At 68.0% G+C, this 16,017-nt stretch carries 18 protein-coding genes; 8 read left to right on the top strand and 10 right to left on the bottom strand.

From position 1 onward, the window contains the following. Nucleotide 1 precedes the first annotated feature (1 nt). Entirely contained in the window at nt 2-787 is a 786-nt protein-coding gene (locus FHT98_RS11815) for an SDR family NAD(P)-dependent oxidoreductase (RefSeq protein ID WP_091862539.1), read from the bottom strand. A 178-nt stretch (nt 788-965) separates the two neighbouring features. Here FHT98_RS11815 and FHT98_RS11810 point away from each other — a divergent pair, with 178 nt between their 5' ends. Further along, entirely contained in the window at nt 966-1,340 is a 375-nt protein-coding gene (locus tag FHT98_RS11810) for a YkvA family protein (RefSeq protein ID WP_091862537.1), read from the top strand. A 7-nt stretch (nt 1,341-1,347) separates the two neighbouring features. On the opposite strand, the gene FHT98_RS11805 is transcribed toward FHT98_RS11810, so the two are convergent. Continuing rightward, entirely contained in the window at nt 1,348-2,322 is a 975-nt protein-coding gene (locus FHT98_RS11805; protein ID WP_091862534.1) for an NADPH:quinone oxidoreductase family protein, read from the bottom strand. Nucleotides 2,323-2,505: 183 nt separating this feature from the next. On the opposite strand from FHT98_RS11805, the gene FHT98_RS11800 reads away from it, so the two are divergent. The 4 genes from FHT98_RS11800 (at nt 2,506) to FHT98_RS11785 (ending at nt 5,350) form a co-directional block, all read left to right on the top strand. Further along, nucleotides 2,506-3,102 (top strand): hypothetical protein, encoded by a 597-nt coding sequence (locus FHT98_RS11800; protein ID WP_061966510.1) that lies wholly within the window; start codon nt 2,506-2,508, stop codon nt 3,100-3,102. 13 nt (nt 3,103-3,115) lie between these two features. Further along, on the top strand, nt 3,116-3,538 hold the full coding sequence (locus tag FHT98_RS11795) for a GFA family protein (RefSeq protein WP_091862531.1): 423 nt from the start codon (nt 3,116-3,118) through the stop codon (nt 3,536-3,538). Nucleotides 3,539-3,640: 102 nt separating this feature from the next. Further along, the gene (gene rlmN, locus FHT98_RS11790; protein ID WP_244512143.1) at nt 3,641-4,867 is read left to right on the top strand and encodes a dual-specificity RNA methyltransferase RlmN; all 1,227 of its coding nucleotides are present in this window, start codon (nt 3,641-3,643) and stop codon (nt 4,865-4,867) included. 3 nt (nt 4,868-4,870) lie between these two features. Beyond that, nucleotides 4,871-5,350: a hypothetical protein gene (locus tag FHT98_RS11785; RefSeq protein ID WP_091862524.1), complete on the top strand. Its 480-nt coding sequence runs from the start codon at nt 4,871-4,873 to the stop codon at nt 5,348-5,350. Nucleotides 5,351-5,356: 6 nt separating this feature from the next. Here FHT98_RS11785 and ggt read toward each other — a convergent pair whose 3' ends face one another. Next, nucleotides 5,357-7,093 (bottom strand): gamma-glutamyltransferase, encoded by a 1,737-nt coding sequence (gene ggt, locus FHT98_RS11780; RefSeq protein ID WP_142114139.1) that lies wholly within the window; start codon nt 7,091-7,093, stop codon nt 5,357-5,359. A gap of 175 nt (nt 7,094-7,268) precedes the next feature. On the opposite strand from ggt, the gene FHT98_RS11775 reads away from it, so the two are divergent. The 3 genes from FHT98_RS11775 (at nt 7,269) to FHT98_RS11765 (ending at nt 9,323) form a co-directional block, all read left to right on the top strand. Beyond that, nucleotides 7,269-7,820, top strand: a complete 552-nt coding sequence (locus FHT98_RS11775; protein WP_244492769.1) for a LemA family protein — start codon at nt 7,269-7,271, stop codon at nt 7,818-7,820. Between the two features lie 94 nt (nt 7,821-7,914). Beyond that, nucleotides 7,915-8,718 (top strand): TPM domain-containing protein, encoded by an 804-nt coding sequence (locus FHT98_RS11770; protein WP_142114138.1) that lies wholly within the window; start codon nt 7,915-7,917, stop codon nt 8,716-8,718. Then, nucleotides 8,718-9,323, top strand: a complete 606-nt coding sequence (locus tag FHT98_RS11765; protein WP_061966516.1) for a TPM domain-containing protein — start codon at nt 8,718-8,720, stop codon at nt 9,321-9,323. Before FHT98_RS11770 ends, FHT98_RS11765 begins: the two co-directional genes overlap by 1 nt. A gap of 18 nt (nt 9,324-9,341) precedes the next feature. Here FHT98_RS11765 and FHT98_RS11760 read toward each other — a convergent pair whose 3' ends face one another. The 7 genes from FHT98_RS11760 to FHT98_RS11730 form a co-directional block, all read right to left on the bottom strand. Then, complete coding sequence (locus FHT98_RS11760; RefSeq protein ID WP_142114137.1) at nt 9,342-10,109, bottom strand: DUF1223 domain-containing protein; 768 nt, start codon at nt 10,107-10,109, stop codon at nt 9,342-9,344. 68 nt (nt 10,110-10,177) lie between these two features. Next, on the bottom strand, nt 10,178-11,113 hold the full coding sequence (locus tag FHT98_RS11755) for a lipid A biosynthesis lauroyl acyltransferase (protein WP_061966546.1): 936 nt from the start codon (nt 11,111-11,113) through the stop codon (nt 10,178-10,180). A gap of 153 nt (nt 11,114-11,266) precedes the next feature. Next, nucleotides 11,267-12,289 carry a zinc-binding dehydrogenase gene (locus FHT98_RS11750; RefSeq protein WP_113586403.1) on the bottom strand — a complete coding sequence of 341 codons (1,023 nt, stop codon included), beginning with the start codon at nt 12,287-12,289 and terminating at the stop codon, nt 11,267-11,269. Nucleotides 12,290-12,317: 28 nt separating this feature from the next. Continuing rightward, entirely contained in the window at nt 12,318-13,064 is a 747-nt protein-coding gene (locus FHT98_RS11745) for an SDR family oxidoreductase (RefSeq protein ID WP_113586404.1), read from the bottom strand. Beyond that, nucleotides 13,061-14,341 (bottom strand): beta-ketoacyl-ACP synthase, encoded by a 1,281-nt coding sequence (locus FHT98_RS11740; protein ID WP_113586405.1) that lies wholly within the window; start codon nt 14,339-14,341, stop codon nt 13,061-13,063. The genes FHT98_RS11745 and FHT98_RS11740 overlap by 4 nt, the downstream gene beginning before the upstream one ends. An 11-nt stretch (nt 14,342-14,352) precedes the next feature. Further along, the gene (locus FHT98_RS11735) at nt 14,353-15,486 is read right to left on the bottom strand and encodes a beta-ketoacyl-ACP synthase (protein ID WP_142114136.1); all 1,134 of its coding nucleotides are present in this window, start codon (nt 15,484-15,486) and stop codon (nt 14,353-14,355) included. Further along, nucleotides 15,483-15,947 (bottom strand): 3-hydroxyacyl-ACP dehydratase FabZ family protein, encoded by a 465-nt coding sequence (locus tag FHT98_RS11730; protein ID WP_142114135.1) that lies wholly within the window; start codon nt 15,945-15,947, stop codon nt 15,483-15,485. Before FHT98_RS11730 ends, FHT98_RS11735 begins: the two co-directional genes overlap by 4 nt. Between the last annotated feature and the right edge of the window lie 70 nt (nt 15,948-16,017).

Below are 16,017 nucleotides of genomic sequence, written 5' to 3'. Positions count from 1 at the left end.
CCTATTTCGGTGCCAGCCGGATCGCGCCGTCCAGGCGGATCGCGGTGCCGTTCAGCATGTCGTTCTCGATGATGCTGCGGGCGAGCGCCGCATATTCCGCCGGGCGGCCGAGGCGCGAGGGATGCGGCACGGAAACCGCGAGCGAGGCCTTGGCGTCGTCGGGGAGGCCGGCAAACATCGGGGTCTCGAACAGGCCGGGCATGATCGTGACGATGCGGATGCCGACGCCGGCGAGATCGCGCGCGACCGGCAGCGTCAGGCCGACGACGCCGGCCTTGGAGGCGCCGTAGGCGGCCTGGCCGATCTGGCCGTCCTCGGCCGCGACCGAAGCCGTGCAGATGATGACGCCGCGGCCGCCATCGGCCGTGACCGGATCGAGCCCGGCCAGCGCGACCGCCGATTTGGCGATGATCCGGAAGGTGCCGGTCAGATTGATCGCGACCGCCTTCTCGAAGGTTGCGAGGTCATGCGCGATCAGTTCGCCGGTGTCGCGCTTCTTCGAGACGACGCGGCGGCCGGGCGCGATGCCGGCGCAGTTGACGATGATGCGGGCGACGCCATGGGCGGCGCGGGCCTTGGCGAGCGCCTCGTCGACCGAAGCCTCGCTGGTGACGTCACAATGGGCGAAGACGCCGCCGATCTCCTTGGCGGTCGCTTCGCCGCGCTCGGCGTTGAGGTCGAGCAGCGCGACCTTGACGCCCTCGCTCGCCAGCATGCGCGCGGTCGCCTCGCCGAGGCCGGAGGCGCCGCCGGTGACGACGGCAGCAAGGGAGGAGTCGAGTTTCATGGCGCGTTTCCCGTCAATCGTGTTCTGAAGACGGTTTAGAGGGCGTTTCGTGCCGCTCCAAGCGGGTTTTACGGGTGGCCTCTTGTGCAGGATTGCGGCGGGGCCATCTTTCGACATGGCGGCTCACGAGGGAGCGCGCGATGATGAGCGTCATCGGACGCAAAGGAGCGAGACAGGGATGAGCGAGGGGTTCAGCGCAAGCTTCAGCCGCGAGGAGATCGAGGCGATCCGCAAGAGCCTGCGCGACGAGGCGAAGTTCGGGTCCGATTTCATGGCCCGGCTGAAGCGCGTCGCGAAGCGCATTCCGTTTGCCGGGGATCTGCTGGCGGCGTGGTTCTGCGCGCGCGATCCGGCGACGCCGCGACGCGTGCGGATGACGCTGCTCGCCGCGCTCGGCTATTTCGTGCTGCCGGTCGATGCCATTCCCGACATCATGCCACTGCTCGGCTTCACCGATGACGCAGCGGTGATCGCGGCTGCCATCGCGGCCGTCGCCGGCTCGATCACACCCGAGCATCGCGAGCGGGCGAAGCAGGCGCTGGCGGAGCTCTGAGGCTCCGTCACAGCGTCAGCACGATCTTGCCCTTCGCCTTGCGGTCGGCGATCAGCGCATAGGCCTCGGTCCAGCGTTCGAGCGGGATCCTGGCATGGACATGGGCGCGGATATGGCCGTTCGCCGCCCAGTCCAGCAGGCGTTCCATGTTACGGCGATGGGCGGCCGACTCGCGTGCGACGAACTGCCCCCAGAATACGCCGCGCAGGTCGCAGCCTTTCAGCAAAAGCAGGTTGAGCGGAATCTTCGGGATCTCGCCACCGGCGAAGCCGACGACGAGATAGCGCCCTTCCCAGGCCATCGAACGCAAGGCCGGCTCAGCCAGCTCGCCACCGACGGTGTCGTAGAGCACGTCGACGCCGCGGCCTTCGGTGAGCCTCTTCAGTTCGGCCCGAATGTCGCCCTGCGCATAGTCGATCTCCTCCTGCGCGCCGTGCTCGCGGGCGAGCGCAAGCTTGTCGGGCAAGGAGGCGCAGGCGATGACATGGGCGCCGAGCAAAGCGCCGATCTCGACCGCGGCGAGCCCCGCTCCACCGGAAGCTCCGAGGACGGCGAGCCGCTCGCCGGGCTTGAGGCCGGCGCGCTGGATCAGGCCGTGCATCGCGGTGCCATAGGTGACAAAGAGGCCGGCCGCCTGCGCATCGTCGAGCCGCTCGGGAATGCGGATGATCTGATCGGCGGAGACCGCGACCTTTTCGCGTGCAGCGCCGTAGCCGAGCCAGGCCGCGACGCGTTCGCCAATTTGCCAGCCGGTCACGCCTTCGCCGACGGCGCTGATGGTGCCAGCGCATTCGGCCGCTGGCGAGAAGGGGAAGGCCGGCCTGGTCTGGTAGCGGCCCTGGATGATCAGCGTGTCGAAGAAGTTGAGGGCGGCGGCCTTCACGGCGACGACGACCTCGCCGGGGCCTGGTTCCGGATCGGGCAGATCGCGGATCGCCAGGTCCTCGGCAGGGCCGTGATGTTCGCAAAGCAGGGCTTTCATCGTCGATCCGCCATTCGCCGTTACCGGTCCCGATTCTGGCATGACTGCAAGCGGCACGGAACCGGCCTGCCGCCATTCGTATTTTCGCCAGGATCGTGACACTCTATGCCGCCGTCCGCGCGATCCGCCCGATCAACAGGTGGTAAACGCGGTATTAAGATTTTTAGTGACTGATGGCGGTCCATGATCAGCTCGTTCCTCCGCATCCGCGACGCCGCTCCTTCCCGCTCCGCCCTCGCGCTCTGCCTGATGGCTGGCGTCTTCGGCGCTGCCGCCCTTCCGGCGCAGGCCGCGCCTGCCAAACCGAAGCCTGCCGCTGCCGCGGCCAGCTCGGGCCAGGGCCAGGCCATGCTGCTCGAGACCGCGGGTAAATGGCAGGCGTTCTCGTCCCAGCAGGGCCGCTCCAAGGTCTGCTACGCCCTGTCCAAGGCCGAGGCCCGCATGCCTGCCAATCTCAAGGATGTCGAAGGCCTGCTTTTCGTTTCGAGCCGGCCGGGCGAGGGCGTGCGCAACGAGATCAGCTTCGTCATGAATTTCGACCTCAAGGAAGGGGTCGAGCATCAGGCGATCATCGGCAGCGAGCGCTTCGCGCTGGTCGCCAAGGGCCAGAACATGTGGCTGAAGAACCCGGCCGAAGAGCCGCGCATGCTCGATGCGCTGCGCCGCGGCGCCGGACTCGAGGTCAAGGGCACCTCCAAGCGCGGCAACCCGACCAGCGACAAGTATTCGCTCGCCGGCATCAGCCAGATCGTGAAGCGGGCCGAGGACGCCTGCAAGTAAGGCGCTTCGGGCCATGGCCTCGGCCGCTCCTGCACCGGAACGCCGGCTGAAGGGCCGCTGCTATTGCGGGCAGGCTCGATTCGAGGTTGCAGATGCCTTCCGCTACGCCGCCAATTGCCATTGCGCGCAATGCCGGCGCACGACCGGATCGGCCTTCAAGCCCTTCGCCGGGATCGAGCGTGCCAAGCTCGCTGTCACCGCAGGGGCCGATGCCCTGCTGATCGTCGGGGAAGCCGACAATCACAACGCGCATTGCAGCCGCTGCGGCTCGCTGTTGTTTTCGGTGGTTCGCGACGGGGCGTATGTCCATGTCGCCCTGGGCACGCTCGACGATGCGCCGGGTATTCGGCCCGACCATCACATCTTCGTCGGCTCGAAGGCGCCCTGGTACGAGATCACCGACGACCTCCCGCAGTTCGAGGGGCATGCGAATTAGGCGGATACCGCCTTCGAATCGCGCAATTTCCGATTTTCTGTGATTTGTGCTAGGGAGCCGCGAAATCCCGCGCCTTCCCCGATGGGCGACGACAGAGCTCCGATGACCGCATCCGTTCCCGCTACCGCCGCTCCGGCGGCCGAACCCGTTTTGCGACGCCCCTCGCTGGTGGGGCGCACCCGCGCCGGCCTGACCGAGGCGCTGGCTGAGATCGGCGTGCCCGAGAAGGAGCGGCGCATGCGCGTCGGCCAGCTCTGGAACTGGATCTACCATTACGGCGTACGCGACTTCGACGCGATGACGACGATCGGCAAGGGCTTACGCGGGCAGCTCGCCGAACATTTCTCGCTCGATCTGCCGAGCGTCACGGCCGAGCAGGTCTCGACCGACGGCACCCGCAAATGGCTGATGCGGATGCCCTCGACCGGCCCGCATGACCGCGGCGCCGAGATCGAATGCGTCTATATCCCGGAGGTCGATCGCGGCACGCTCTGCGTCTCCAGCCAGGTCGGCTGCACGCTGACCTGCACCTTCTGCCATACCGGCACCCAGCGCCTGGTGCGCAACCTCACCACCGAGGAGATCGTCGCGCAGGTGATGGTGGCGCGCGACCGGCTCGGCGATTTCCCGAACCGGACAGCACCGGACGGCGCCTTCGTGCCGAATGATGGCGGGCGCTTCGTCTCGAACATCGTCTTCATGGGCATGGGCGAGCCGCTCTATAATTTCGACGGCGTGCGCGATGCGATCGGCGTGATCACCGACGATCAGGGCCTGTCGATCGGGCGCCGGCGCATCACCGTCTCGACCTCGGGCGTGGTGCCGCAGATCGGCCCGCTCGGCGAGGAGATGGGCACGATGCTGGCGATCTCGCTGCATGCGGTGCGCGACGAGCTGCGCAACGAGCTGGTGCCGCTCAACAAGAAATATCCGATCAAGGACCTGCTCGAGGCCTGCCGGAATTATCCCGGCCTCTCGAACGCGAAGCGTATCACCTTCGAGTACGTCATGCTGAAGGGCGTGAACGATTCCGACGCCGAGGCGCGTGAGCTCGTCCGCCTGCTCAAGGGCATTCCGGCCAAGATCAACCTGATCCCGTTCAATCCCTGGCCCGGCACGAAATACGAGTGCTCCGACTGGGACCGGATCGAGCGCTTCTCCGAGATCGTCTTCCGTGCCGGCTATGCCTCGCCGGTGCGCACGCCGCGCGGGCGCGACATCCTCGCCGCCTGCGGCCAGCTCAAGAGCGAGACCGAGAAGCTCTCCGCCCGCGCCCGATTGATGCTGGACGAGGCGCAGGCCGACGCGCCGGCCGTGGCGGCGGAATAAGCCTTGCTGCGCTGGATTGTTCTGATTCCGTTCGCCTGCCTCGTTGCAATGGGGGCAGGCGTGTTCTTCCTGGGCGTGGCGAGCTTCGCTTCGCCGGCCGTGGCGATGCTGATCGGCGGCGGTATCGAGCGGCTCGTCGACATCCTGTTCGGGCTCGCCGAAAGCGGCGTCGATCCGGGGCCGGCCGCGCAGGCGGCCTTTGCCCTGATCGCCCGGCTGGGGCTTGCGATCATCGTCGCGCCGGTCGTGCTGGTCGCCGTCGGTTCGGAACTGTTTCGCCTGCGCAGCGGGTTGCTCCAAAGCGGCTTCACCGGTCTGCTCGCCGCGCTGCTGCCGCTTGCCATGCTCAGGCTGTCGCGCGCGCCGAGCACGGCCGAGATCCAGATCATCTCCGGGCTCTTCCTGGTCGGTGCGGCGACGGGCTTCGTCTACTGGCTGATCGCCGGGCGCGGCGCTGGTGGCGAGCGCCCGGCGCAAGCCTAGCTCTGCTCAATCCCCGATCGCGACGCCTTCGCGGCGGCCATCGGCGCCGCCCAGAAAGCCTTCCGGTGTCTTGACGATGGCCTGCGTGCCTGAGGTCATCTCGAGCAGGCGGACCTCGTGGCCCTTGGCCTCCAGTGCGGTCTTCCAGGCTTCCGCTTCGGTGCCTTTCTCCAACTCGGTCGGGCCGTTGCGGCTGCCGAAATTGCCGAAATCGACGGCTTGCTGCGGATCCATTTTCCAGTCGAGCAGGGCAACCAGCGTTTTTCCGACATAGCCGATGATCTGGCTGCCGCCGGGCGAGCCGACCACGGCATAGAGCCGGCCGAAGGCATCGAAGACCAATGTCGGCGCCATCGACGAACGCGGGCGTTTGCCGGGCTCGACGCGGTTGGCGACCGGCTTGCCGTCCTCCTCCGGCGCGAAATTGAAATCGGTCAATTCGTTGTTGAGCAGGAAGCCGCCCTTGGTCATCAGGCGCGAGCCGAAACCGTCCTCGATCGTGGTGGTCATGGCGACGGCGTTGCCGTCGGCGTCGACGACCGAGATATGGCTGGTGCCGTTCTCGATCCCGTCGGAAGGGGCGAGCAATTGCGCGCGCTTGTTCGGGGGATCGCCGGGCTTGGCGCGGCCCATGGAGCGATCCGGGCTGACGAGACCGGCGCGCGAGCGGATATAGTCGCGGTCGATCAGGCCGCGCACGGGCACGCTGATGAAGGCGGGGTCGGCGAGATAGAGCGCGCGATCGGCGAAGGCGAGGCGCCCGGCCTCGCTGAACCAGTGCGCGGCGTCAGTGCCCGGCCCCATCCGGCGCAGGTCCTGCCCTTCGAGCACCCCGAGCATCTGCTGGAGCGCGACGGCGCCGGAGCTGGGCGGGCCCATGCCGCAGAGGCGCCAGATCCGGTAGGCACCACAGACCGGCTCGCGTTCCTCGACCTTGTAGCCAGCGAGATCGGCCAGCGTCATGTCGCCGGGATTGGTCGGATGGTCGGTGACCGTCGCGACGATGTCCGCGGCGATCGCCCCCTTGTAGAAGGTCTCTGCACCTTGCGCCGCCACGGCACGCAGCGTCGCGGCGAAGGCGGGATTCTTCAGGACGGTGCCGACCGCCTTGGGCTTTCCGTCCGGCTCGTAAAAATAAGCGGCTGCGAGCACGTTCTTCGGCAGATCCTTTTCTCCGGCCAGCAGCCCATTCAGGCGCGGTGAGATCGCGAACCCCTCCTCCGCCAGCTTCAGCGCGGGCGCGACGACGTCGGCCCAGGGCAGCTTGCCCCAGCGGCGATGGGCTTCTTCCAGCAGCTTCAGCGTTCCGGGCACGCCGACCGAGCGGCCACCGACCACGGCCTCGCGGAACGGCATCGGCTTGCCGTCCTTCATGAAGCGATCAGGCTTGGCGGCGGCCGGCGCGGTCTCGCGGCCGTCCAGCGTCGTCACCTTGCGGCCGGCCTCGTCCCAATGGACGAAGAAGGCACCGCCGCCGATGCCGGAGCTCTGCGGCTCGACCAGATTGAGGACGAGCTGGATGGCAATGGCGGCATCGGTGGCGCTGCCGCCGGCGCGCAGGATGTCGCGCCCGGCCGTCGCGGCCAGCGGATTGGCGGCGGCGGCCATGAAGCGCTGGGCCGTTCCCAACGTCTTGACGGTGCGCCCGGTCGCGGCTTCGGGAGCGGGCGCCTGTGGCTGGGCGAAGGCGATCTGGGCGGCCAGCAAGGCGGGGGGCAGGGAGAGGAAAAGAGACAGGCGCATGGCGAAGCTCCGGTGAGGAATCGCAGGATAGGCCATTCGCCGCGACCTGACAGCTTGGATGGGCGGGCGCTGGCGGGTAAGGTCCGAATCGATTGTTCTGACGTTGCCAAAAGGGGTTTTCGGCATGTCTTTCGCGACCCATCTTCGCCGCCCGCTCGCCTGGCTTGTCCTCGGCATGTTCGGCCTCGTGCTCGCCGGCTGCGGCTACAACAACGTGCCGACGCTGGAGGAAAAGGCGAAAGCCGCCTGGTCGGAGGTGCAGAACCAGTATCAGCGCCGCGCCGACCTGATCCCCAATCTCGTCGAGACGGTAAAGGGTTATGCCGCGCAGGAGCGCGAGGTGCTGACCGCCGTGGTCGAAGCCCGCGCCAAGGCGAGCCAGGTCAAGGTCGATGCCTCGACCATCAACGACCCCGTGAAGTTCAAGGAATACCAGGACGCGCAGAACCAGCTCACCGGCGCGCTCGGGCGGCTGCTCGTCACGGTCGAGCGCTATCCCGAGCTGAAGTCCAACCAGAACTTCCTGGCCTTGCAGTCGCAGCTCGAAGGCACCGAGAACCGCGTCGCGGTGGCACGGCGCGACTACATCCAGGCGGTGCAGGCCTTCAACACCGAAATCCGCACCTTCCCGGGCGTGATCTGGGCAAAGCTGTTCTGGGGCGCCAAGCCGATGGAGACCTTCACGGCGACCGCTGGAGCGGAGCGGCCGCCCGCGGTGAAGTTCTGAGAGCGGTGATCGGGCCGGCGTGATGTCGACAAGGCCGTCATGCTCGGGCCTGACCCGGGCATCTCCTGCCAGAGATTCTCGGGTCGGCCCGGGAATGACGGCGGCGCGCGCCGTTGCAGCCCTGCTGCTTCTGCTCTGGAGCAGCTTCGCGCTCGCCGCTGAGCCGACCTATCCCGCTCTGACGGAGCGGGTCGTCGACGGCGCGAACCTGCTGGCACCGGACGTCCGGCAGCGGATCGAGGACAAGCTCACGGCGCATGAGGACAAGACCTCCGACCAGGTCGTCGTCGCGACCGTGCCCTCGCTGCAGGACATCACCATCGAGGATTTCGCCAACGGCCTCTTCCGGCACTGGCAGCTCGGTGAAAAGGCGAAGAACAACGGCGCGCTGCTGATCGTCGCGCCGAAGGAACGCAAGGTCCGCATCGAGGTCGGCTACGGGCTGGAAGGGGCGCTGACCGATGCGCTCTCGAAGGTCATCATCACCACGGCGATCGCGCCGAAATTCAAGACCGGCGATTTCGCCGGGGGAATCGAGGCCGGGGTCGACGCCATCCTGACCATTCTCGCTGGAGATGCCGAGGAATGGCAGCGCCGCGCCGAGGTGCGCTCGGACGAGAGCACGCTGGGCGAGGATATCGCGGTGGTCATCGCGATGATCCTGATCTTCCTGTTCATCGTCGCCTTCCTGCGTGGCCTGAGCCGGCAGGGCGGCGCGCGCCGGCACCGTCTGCGCAACGGGCAGTGGGTGACGCTGCCACAGAGCACGGGCTGGAGCACCGGTTCGGGGTCCAGCTCGGGCTGGAGCGGCGGCGGAGGCGGCTGGAGCTCGGGCGGCGGTGGGTTTTCAGGTGGCGGCGGCTCGTCTGGCGGCGGCGGGGCTTCGGGAGACTGGTGATGGACGCAGCCGACAGGGACGCGATCGCGGAGGCCGTGCGCCGGGCCGAGTTGCAGACGGCCGGCGAGATCGTCGTGGTGATCGACCGGGCGGCGTCCAGCTATCGCAATATCCCGGTGATGCTGGCGTTGACGCTGGCGCTGGTCGTGCCGTGGCCGCTCCTGTCGCTGACGGTGATGAGCGCGCAGCGGATCTTCCTGATCCAGTTGCTCTGCGCCGTCGGCCTGCTGGCGAGCCTGCTCTGGTATGGCCGCGGCGGGCGCTTCGTGCCCGGCTTCGTCAAGCGCGGGCGCGCGCATGATGTGGCGCTACGCGAGTTCACGGCGCGTGGCCTGACGCGGACGAAGGGGCGCACCGGCGTGCTGCTCTATATCGCCTTGCAGGAGCGCTATGCGGAGATCCTCGCCGATACCGGCATCGACGGGCTGGTCGAGAAGGATACCTGGCGCGGCATCATCGAACCCCTGCTCGCGGCGGCGCGGGAGGATCGATTGACCGAAGGGCTGATCGCGGCTGTCGGCTCGGTCGGGACGGTACTGGGGCAGCATGTGCCACCCGTGCCCGGCGATACCGACGAGCTCTCGAACAAGGTGATCCTGCTTTAGATCGCAGCGCGCAGAAGCTCAGCGCTTCGCCGGCCCCTTGGCGGCGCCGAGGATCGCGCCGGGCATCATATGGCCGTACTTGCTGGGGCGCTCGGCCTGGACAATGACGACATAGCCGTCGGCCTCAGGCGCCTGGGTCGCCGAGAGCGGCGCTGTGACGGTCGTCTCCTTGCCGGTCCAGTCGCCGACGCGCACCATGCCGCGCACGACATTGGCGTAGGACAGCGTGCGGCCCTGGTTCTCGCCGCGCGCAATCGGCACGGCAGCCTGATGCGTGGTCGGCAATACCCAGATACCGGCTGTTGCCTCGCTCTCGCCTCCGGTCGGAGCGACCTGGATCTGGAGCGCGCCGTTCTCTTCCTTCAGGGCGATCCGGGCAGCGAACCCTGTCGTCGCGAACTGGCTCACCGCCTTTTCGATCTCGGCCCGCTCCGAGCCGATGGCATGGGCGGCGCCGTTGATGACGACCTGGGGGGTGTAGACCTGCCCGTCGCCACGGGCCTTGGCGTAGAATTTCTGGCGCTTGGCGAAGGAATCCTTGCCGAGCGTGTCCTTCCAGCCGAGATAGTCCCAATAGGTCACCGGCAGGGTCAGCGCGATCAGCTCGGGGTCCTTGGCCAGCTCGACGACGAGCGCATCGGCCGGCGGGCAGGATGAGCAGCCCTGGCTGGTGAAGAGCTCGATCACCGCCTTGGGAGGCTTCGCGGGCGTCTGCGCCTGGGCCGCCGCCATGCCGAGGGCAAGGGCTGCAACGGTCGCTGCGAGATGGCGCGGGCGAGGGGACATGATCAGGACTCTGCGGACGACTTCTTTTCCGGAGGTTACCAAAGCCCGCAATCCCGTCACGAGGGAAATCACGTTGCCTTGAAAACCGGCACGGTCGCGTGAGCGTGATCGAAGGCCTCGCGCGCGGCAGCGGAGATCATGTTGGGCCGCCAGCGGCGATGCATCCAGAGCCATTGCTCGGGATATTCGCGGACCCAGCCCTCGACGACGGCCGTCATCATCGCCATCGCGCCCTGCACGTCGATCTCGCCATTGGCGTCGCGCGGCAGGTCGAGCGGCGGGGTCAGCTCCAGCCGGAAACGGTGGTTCGGCAGGCGGATGACGCGCACGCCATGGACCGGGCATTCGAAGCGCTTGGCGAATTTGCCCATGATCGGGTTGGTCAGGGCCGGGCGACCGAAGAACGGCACGACGACGCCACGGGTGAAATGCTGGTCGATCAGCATGCCCAGATGGCCGCCATTCTCCAGCACGCCCTGCATGGCGAAGGCGGCGCCTTGCTTCGCCGCGGCGAGCCCACCCATCGCGCCCGAACGGATCTCGTGGACGACGGCGGCGATCGCCGGGTCGTTGGGGGCCCGGAAGACGGCGGTGGTTTCGAGGTCGTAGGCCTGGGCGCAGATCGCCGGCAGCTCCCAGTTGGCGAGATGGGTCGAGAAGATCAGGCCCGGCTTCTCGTCGTCCTTGAGCGTGATGAAGTGCTCGATGCCCTTGACCTCGACGCGCGAGGGCTTGTCGGGGTTGTGGTAGTCGTAATCGAAGAGCGTCTTCAGATGGGCGTATTCGCCGGCGACGCGGCCGAGATTCTCCCAGGCGCCGCGCGCGATGCGCCTGACCTCGGCCTCGTCCTTCTCGGGGAAGGCTGCGCGGATATTGGCGAGTGCGACGCGGTTGACCGGGATCAGCGGGCTTGCGCTGCGCAGAAGCCAGCCGCCGAGATCGCTGGCGCGCTCGGGCCCGAGCAGGCGCAGGAAGCCGAACAGGGCGCGGATCACGCCGATCATCACCGCGGCGCCGGCGCGCGCGGCGATAGCCTTCAATCGTCTCAAGGTCGGTCCTGCGTGAAACGCCCGTGCCGAGAGCAAGACCGGGCCTAAAAAGGCGATCTGGGGCAGGAAGCCGCCCGCGTCAAGTCCTTGGCGGGAAACAGGTCCCGGTCAGAAGGCGATGACGACCTTGCCGAAGACCTTGCGGCCCTCGATGCGGGCAAGGCCCTTCTCGAATTCGGCGAGCGGGAAGACCGAGTCGATCACCGGCTTCATGCCGCCGGCCATCTTCTCCAGCGACTGGGCGATGTTCTCGATGCGGCAGCCGAAGGAGCCGGTGATGCGGTATTGCTGCTGGAAGAGCTGCATCAGGTTGATCGATGCCGAGGGGCCGGAGGTCGCACCGCAGGTGACGAGCCGGCCGCCGCGCTTCAGGCAGAGCAGCGAGCCGTTCCAGGTGTCGGCTCCAACGTGCTCGAACACGACATCGACGCCCTTGCGGCCGGTCAGCTTGCGGACGACGCCCTCGAAGCGGTCCTCGCGGTAGTTGATGACGTGGTCGGCGCCGAGCGCCTTGGCCTTGGCGCCCTTCTCGTCGTCGCCGACCGTGGTGTAGACGGTGCAGCCGATCGCCTTGGCCATCAGGATCGCGGCCGTGCCGATGCCGGAGCCGCCGGCATGGACGAGCACGGATTCGCCGGGCTCCAGCTTCGCATTGTCGAACAACATGTGCTGGACCGTGCCGAAGCCGATCGGCGCGCAGGCCGCGTCCTCGAAGGAGACGCCCTTCGGCGCCTTGATCGTCAGCCGCGCCGGGCGGTTCAGCAATTCGCGGGCGAAGCCGTCGATATGGAAGCCCATGATGCCGGCGACGTTCTCGCAGAGATTGTCGCGGCCTTCGCGGCAGGCCTTGCACTGGCCGCAGGTATCGGCGCCATAGGCCGTCACGGTGTCACCGGGCGCGAAGCCGGTCACGCCCTCGCCGACGCAGACGATCTCGCCGGCGGCCTCGACGCCCGCCGCCTGCGGCATCTTGCGCTTGGCGAAGGCCATGCCGCGGAAGCCCCAGAGGTCGAGATAGTTCAGGCCCACCGCCTTGACGCGGATCTGCACCTCGCCCGGAGCGGGCGGCGGCGGCGGCTCGATCTCTTCCAGGCGCAGGTCGCGGTCGCCGTGGAGCTGGAGGGAACGCATCGGTTTTCGACCTTTCGGAACAATCTTGTCAGCGGTGTACGCCGAGCTGCGCCGTCACGCCGCCGTCGATCGGCAGCACGGTGCCGGTGATATAGGCGGCGGGCTCGCTCATCAGGAAGGCGGCGAGGCCGGCGACTTCTTCGGGTTTGGCGAAGCGGCCGGCCGGGATCTGCGCCTGCATCTTGTCGCGATAGGCGGCGTAGGGCGCCATCATGTCGGTATCGACGAAGCCCGGCGCGATCACGTTGACGGTGACGCCGCGCTTCCCGGTCTCGACCGCGAGCGTCTTGGCATAGGAGATCAGCGCGCCCTTGGAGGCCGCATAGGCGGCGTTGCCGGGATTGCCGCGCAAGGCCGCGACCGAGCCGATCGCGACGATACGGCCGGCGCGGGCGCGGATCATGGTGCGCATCAGGCTCTTGGCGAGGCGGGTGAAGGCCCAGAAATTGACCTGCATCGCGGCTTCGGCCTTGTCCTGCACCATCATCGCGGCAAGCGAATCATAGGGCTGGCCGGCATTGTGGACGAGGCCGAAATAGCTCTCGCCTTCGCGGGCTTCGCAGAAGGCGTCGAGCGCTTCCTTGTCGGAGAGGTCGAGCGGCAGCGCGACGATGCTGCGGCCGGGATGACTCGCGGCAATCTCCTCCGCCAGCGCCTTCGCCTGGTCGGCGGAGGAGCGGAAGGTGAAGTCGACATCATGGCCGGCCGCGGCCAGCGCACGCACGATCGCCGCGCCGACGCCCTTGGCGCCGCCGGTGACGAGGATTTTTGTCATGCAGCCTCCGGAGGCGCCGTCAGCACGAGGCAGGTGTTCTGGCCGCCGAAGCCGAAGGAGTTCGAGATGATCGTCCTCACCTTCGCCTTGCGGGCCTCGTTCGGCACGACGTCGAGCGCGATGGCCGGGTCCGGGTTCACGTAGTTGATCGTCGGCGGGATCGTGCCGTTGGCGATGGTCATGAAGGAGATCACCGCCTCGACGGCACCGGCCGCCGTCAGCGTATGGCCGATCATCGACTTGTTCGAGGAGATCGGCAGGCTCGCCATGCGCTCGCCGAAGACGGCGGCGCAGCTCATCGCCTCCATCTTGTCGTTCTCGGGCGTCGAGGTGCCGTGGGCGTTGATATAGTCGACATCGTCGGGCGTCAGCCCGGCATCGGCCAGCGCGTCCTGCATGGCGAGGATCGCAGGCTTGCCGTCCGGGCTCGAGCGGGTGCGGTGGAAGCCGTCGCCACGCTCGCCGCAGCCGGCGACGATGCCGAGAATGGTCGCGCCACGCGCCAGCGCATGGTCGTAATCCTCCAGCACGAGGGCACCTGCGCCCTCGCCCATGACGAAGCCGTCGCGGCCCTTGGAGAAGGGCTTGGCAGCGCCTTCCGGCGGGTCGTTCTGGGTCGACAGCGCCGAGAGCAGCGAGAAGCGGATCAGCGCCTCGGCATGGATCGAGCCGTCGGTGCCGATGCAGAGGGCGGCCTGGGTATCGCCCCGGCGGATCGCCTCGACGCCCATCTGGATCGCGGTCGCGCCCGAGGAGCAGGCGGTCGAGAGCGAGATCGGCGAGCCCCTGGTGCCGAAGCGGTCGGCGATATGGTCGGCGACGCCGCCGAAGACGAAGAGCTCGTGCATCGCCCGGAACTGGCCGGTTGCGGCGGTGCGCAGCAGGCCGTCGTAATCGGCTTCGCCCGAGGTGGCCCGGGCCATCTCCTGCTTCTGCGGCCATTCCATCTCGACCGGCGGTACCGCCATGAAGAGCTCGCCGGGGAAGTCGCCTTCCGTGCCGATGCCGCTCTGGCCGACGGCTTCCTCGGCCGCCAGCGTCGCGAGCTTCTCCGAGAGCTGGGGGGCCGTGAACGGGCCGTCGAACAGGAAGTCGACGGTGCCGCCAATGCTGGTCTTCAGTCCCTCGGTCGGGAAGCGGTCGATGCGGTGAATGCCGGATTTTCCTGATGTCAGGGCCTGCCAGTTGACGTCCTTGCCCTGCCCGAGCGAGGTGACGACACCCAGCCCGGTGACGGCGACGAGCGGACGGCCCTTGGCGTCGCGATGCGTGGTCATGGCTTCAACCCTCACGCTTGAACGAGATGCGCGGCGCCTTCGCCGCGCCAATGGCCGGCGCCGGTGACGATCGCCTCCCTGGCCTGCCCGACTGACAGCGCGATCGCGGCGAGCGCCACCGAAACCGGGAAGGCGGCCTCGACGCCGTGCCCGACCAGATCGCCGGCCGCGATGCGCTTTGCAGAAGGAGCCGTGGCTGCGATGGCCGCCGCTTCCTCGGCCGTGATGCCGGCGCAGCCGGTGGCGGCGGAGATGGCGAGCGCCTCAGTGGCGATCGGCCCGAAGCCGCCGAGCAGTGTCGTCAGCGCGGACCCGACCGTGCCTGGTGCGCGGCGGCTGCGGGCGGCGCCGGTCCGGCTGAGCTTCGCATGGACTTTCGCTCCGCGGGCGGCGGCGCGCTCGGCCGATTCCAGCACGAGGAAGGCGCCGGCGCTGCCGGTTATCAGGCCGGGCGCCTTCTCGCGTTCGAAGACGGGGGCGAAATCGTCGCGGTGCAGATAACCGCCGAGCTCGAAGAGCAGCAGCATGTCGCGGCGCTCGGCATTGTAGGCGCCGCCGACCAGCATCAGGTCGGACTGGCCCGACGCGATGCGGGCATGGGCGGTGCGGATCGCGTCGACGCCGGCCTGCTCCTCGCCCATGAAGGTGCGGGACGGACCGGTGATGCCGTGGACGATGCCGATATTGCCGGCGAGCAGGTTGGAGAGCTGGGCCAGGAAGAGCGTCGGCCGGAGATCGCTCATCAGGCGTTCGTTGAGGAAGGCGCCCGGCTCGCCCGCACCGCGCAACCCTTCCAGGATGGTCGCATCGACGGCATGGTCGCGCTCGCCGCCGCCGGCGGCGACGATGACCTGCAGGGCACTCTTCGCCTCGGTGTCATCCTTCAGTCCGGCGGAATCGAGGGCGAGGCCGGCCGCGTAGACGCCGAGCCGCTGCCAGGGCTCCATCTGGCGCTGGTCGGATTTCTTCGGGATCTGCCTGTCCAGCTCCAGTGCAGCAAGCGGATGGACCGGATAGGGCTTGAAGCCTTCGGTATCGACGACCGGCGGGCCGCCTGCCGCGAGCGCGGCGGCATGCGTCTCGATGCCCTCGCCGAGGCTGGAGACGATGCCGATGCCGGTGATCACCACGTCGCGGCGGTTCATGGGGCAGGCTCCGGCGTCAGGCCGATTGTCTCGATGCGGCTGAACATCAGCGCGCGCATATCGGCGGGGAAAGGCATCAGGCGGAAGCGCAGCTCGGCATCGCAGATCGGCTTGCCTGCGCTGGTCAGCTTCACCTTGGTCGCGGCGTAGCCGGAACCTTCGATCACCAGCTCGGCGCTGGTCTCCAGCTCAGTACGGGGCTCGACGAAGGTGCGGAAGCGCGCCTTGTCGACCGTCATCAGGAACGGCATCTGCGAGAGGCCGTTGAGGCCGAGCAGGAGATAGCCCGAGGCCTGCGCCATGGTCTCGGTCAAGAGTACGCCGGGCACCAGCGGGTGACCGGGGAAATGACCCTCGAAGACCGGGCTTTCGGCGGGGACGGTGGAGCGCGTCACGATGCGCTTCTGCGACGGATCGAAGGTCACGACCCTGTCGATCATGTCGAAATATTCGAGGCGCATGCGATCCTTGGCCTGATGAGCGCCAGAACGGCGCAAGGCCGCGGCACGGATCGGGTGATCCGCGCGACGG

It is taken from the genome of Allobosea sp. AK1 (assembly GCF_006714945.1).
GTDB lineage: Bacteria > Pseudomonadota > Alphaproteobacteria > Rhizobiales > Beijerinckiaceae > Allobosea > Allobosea robiniae.
This window is presented reverse-complemented; position numbering and strand designations above follow the sequence as displayed.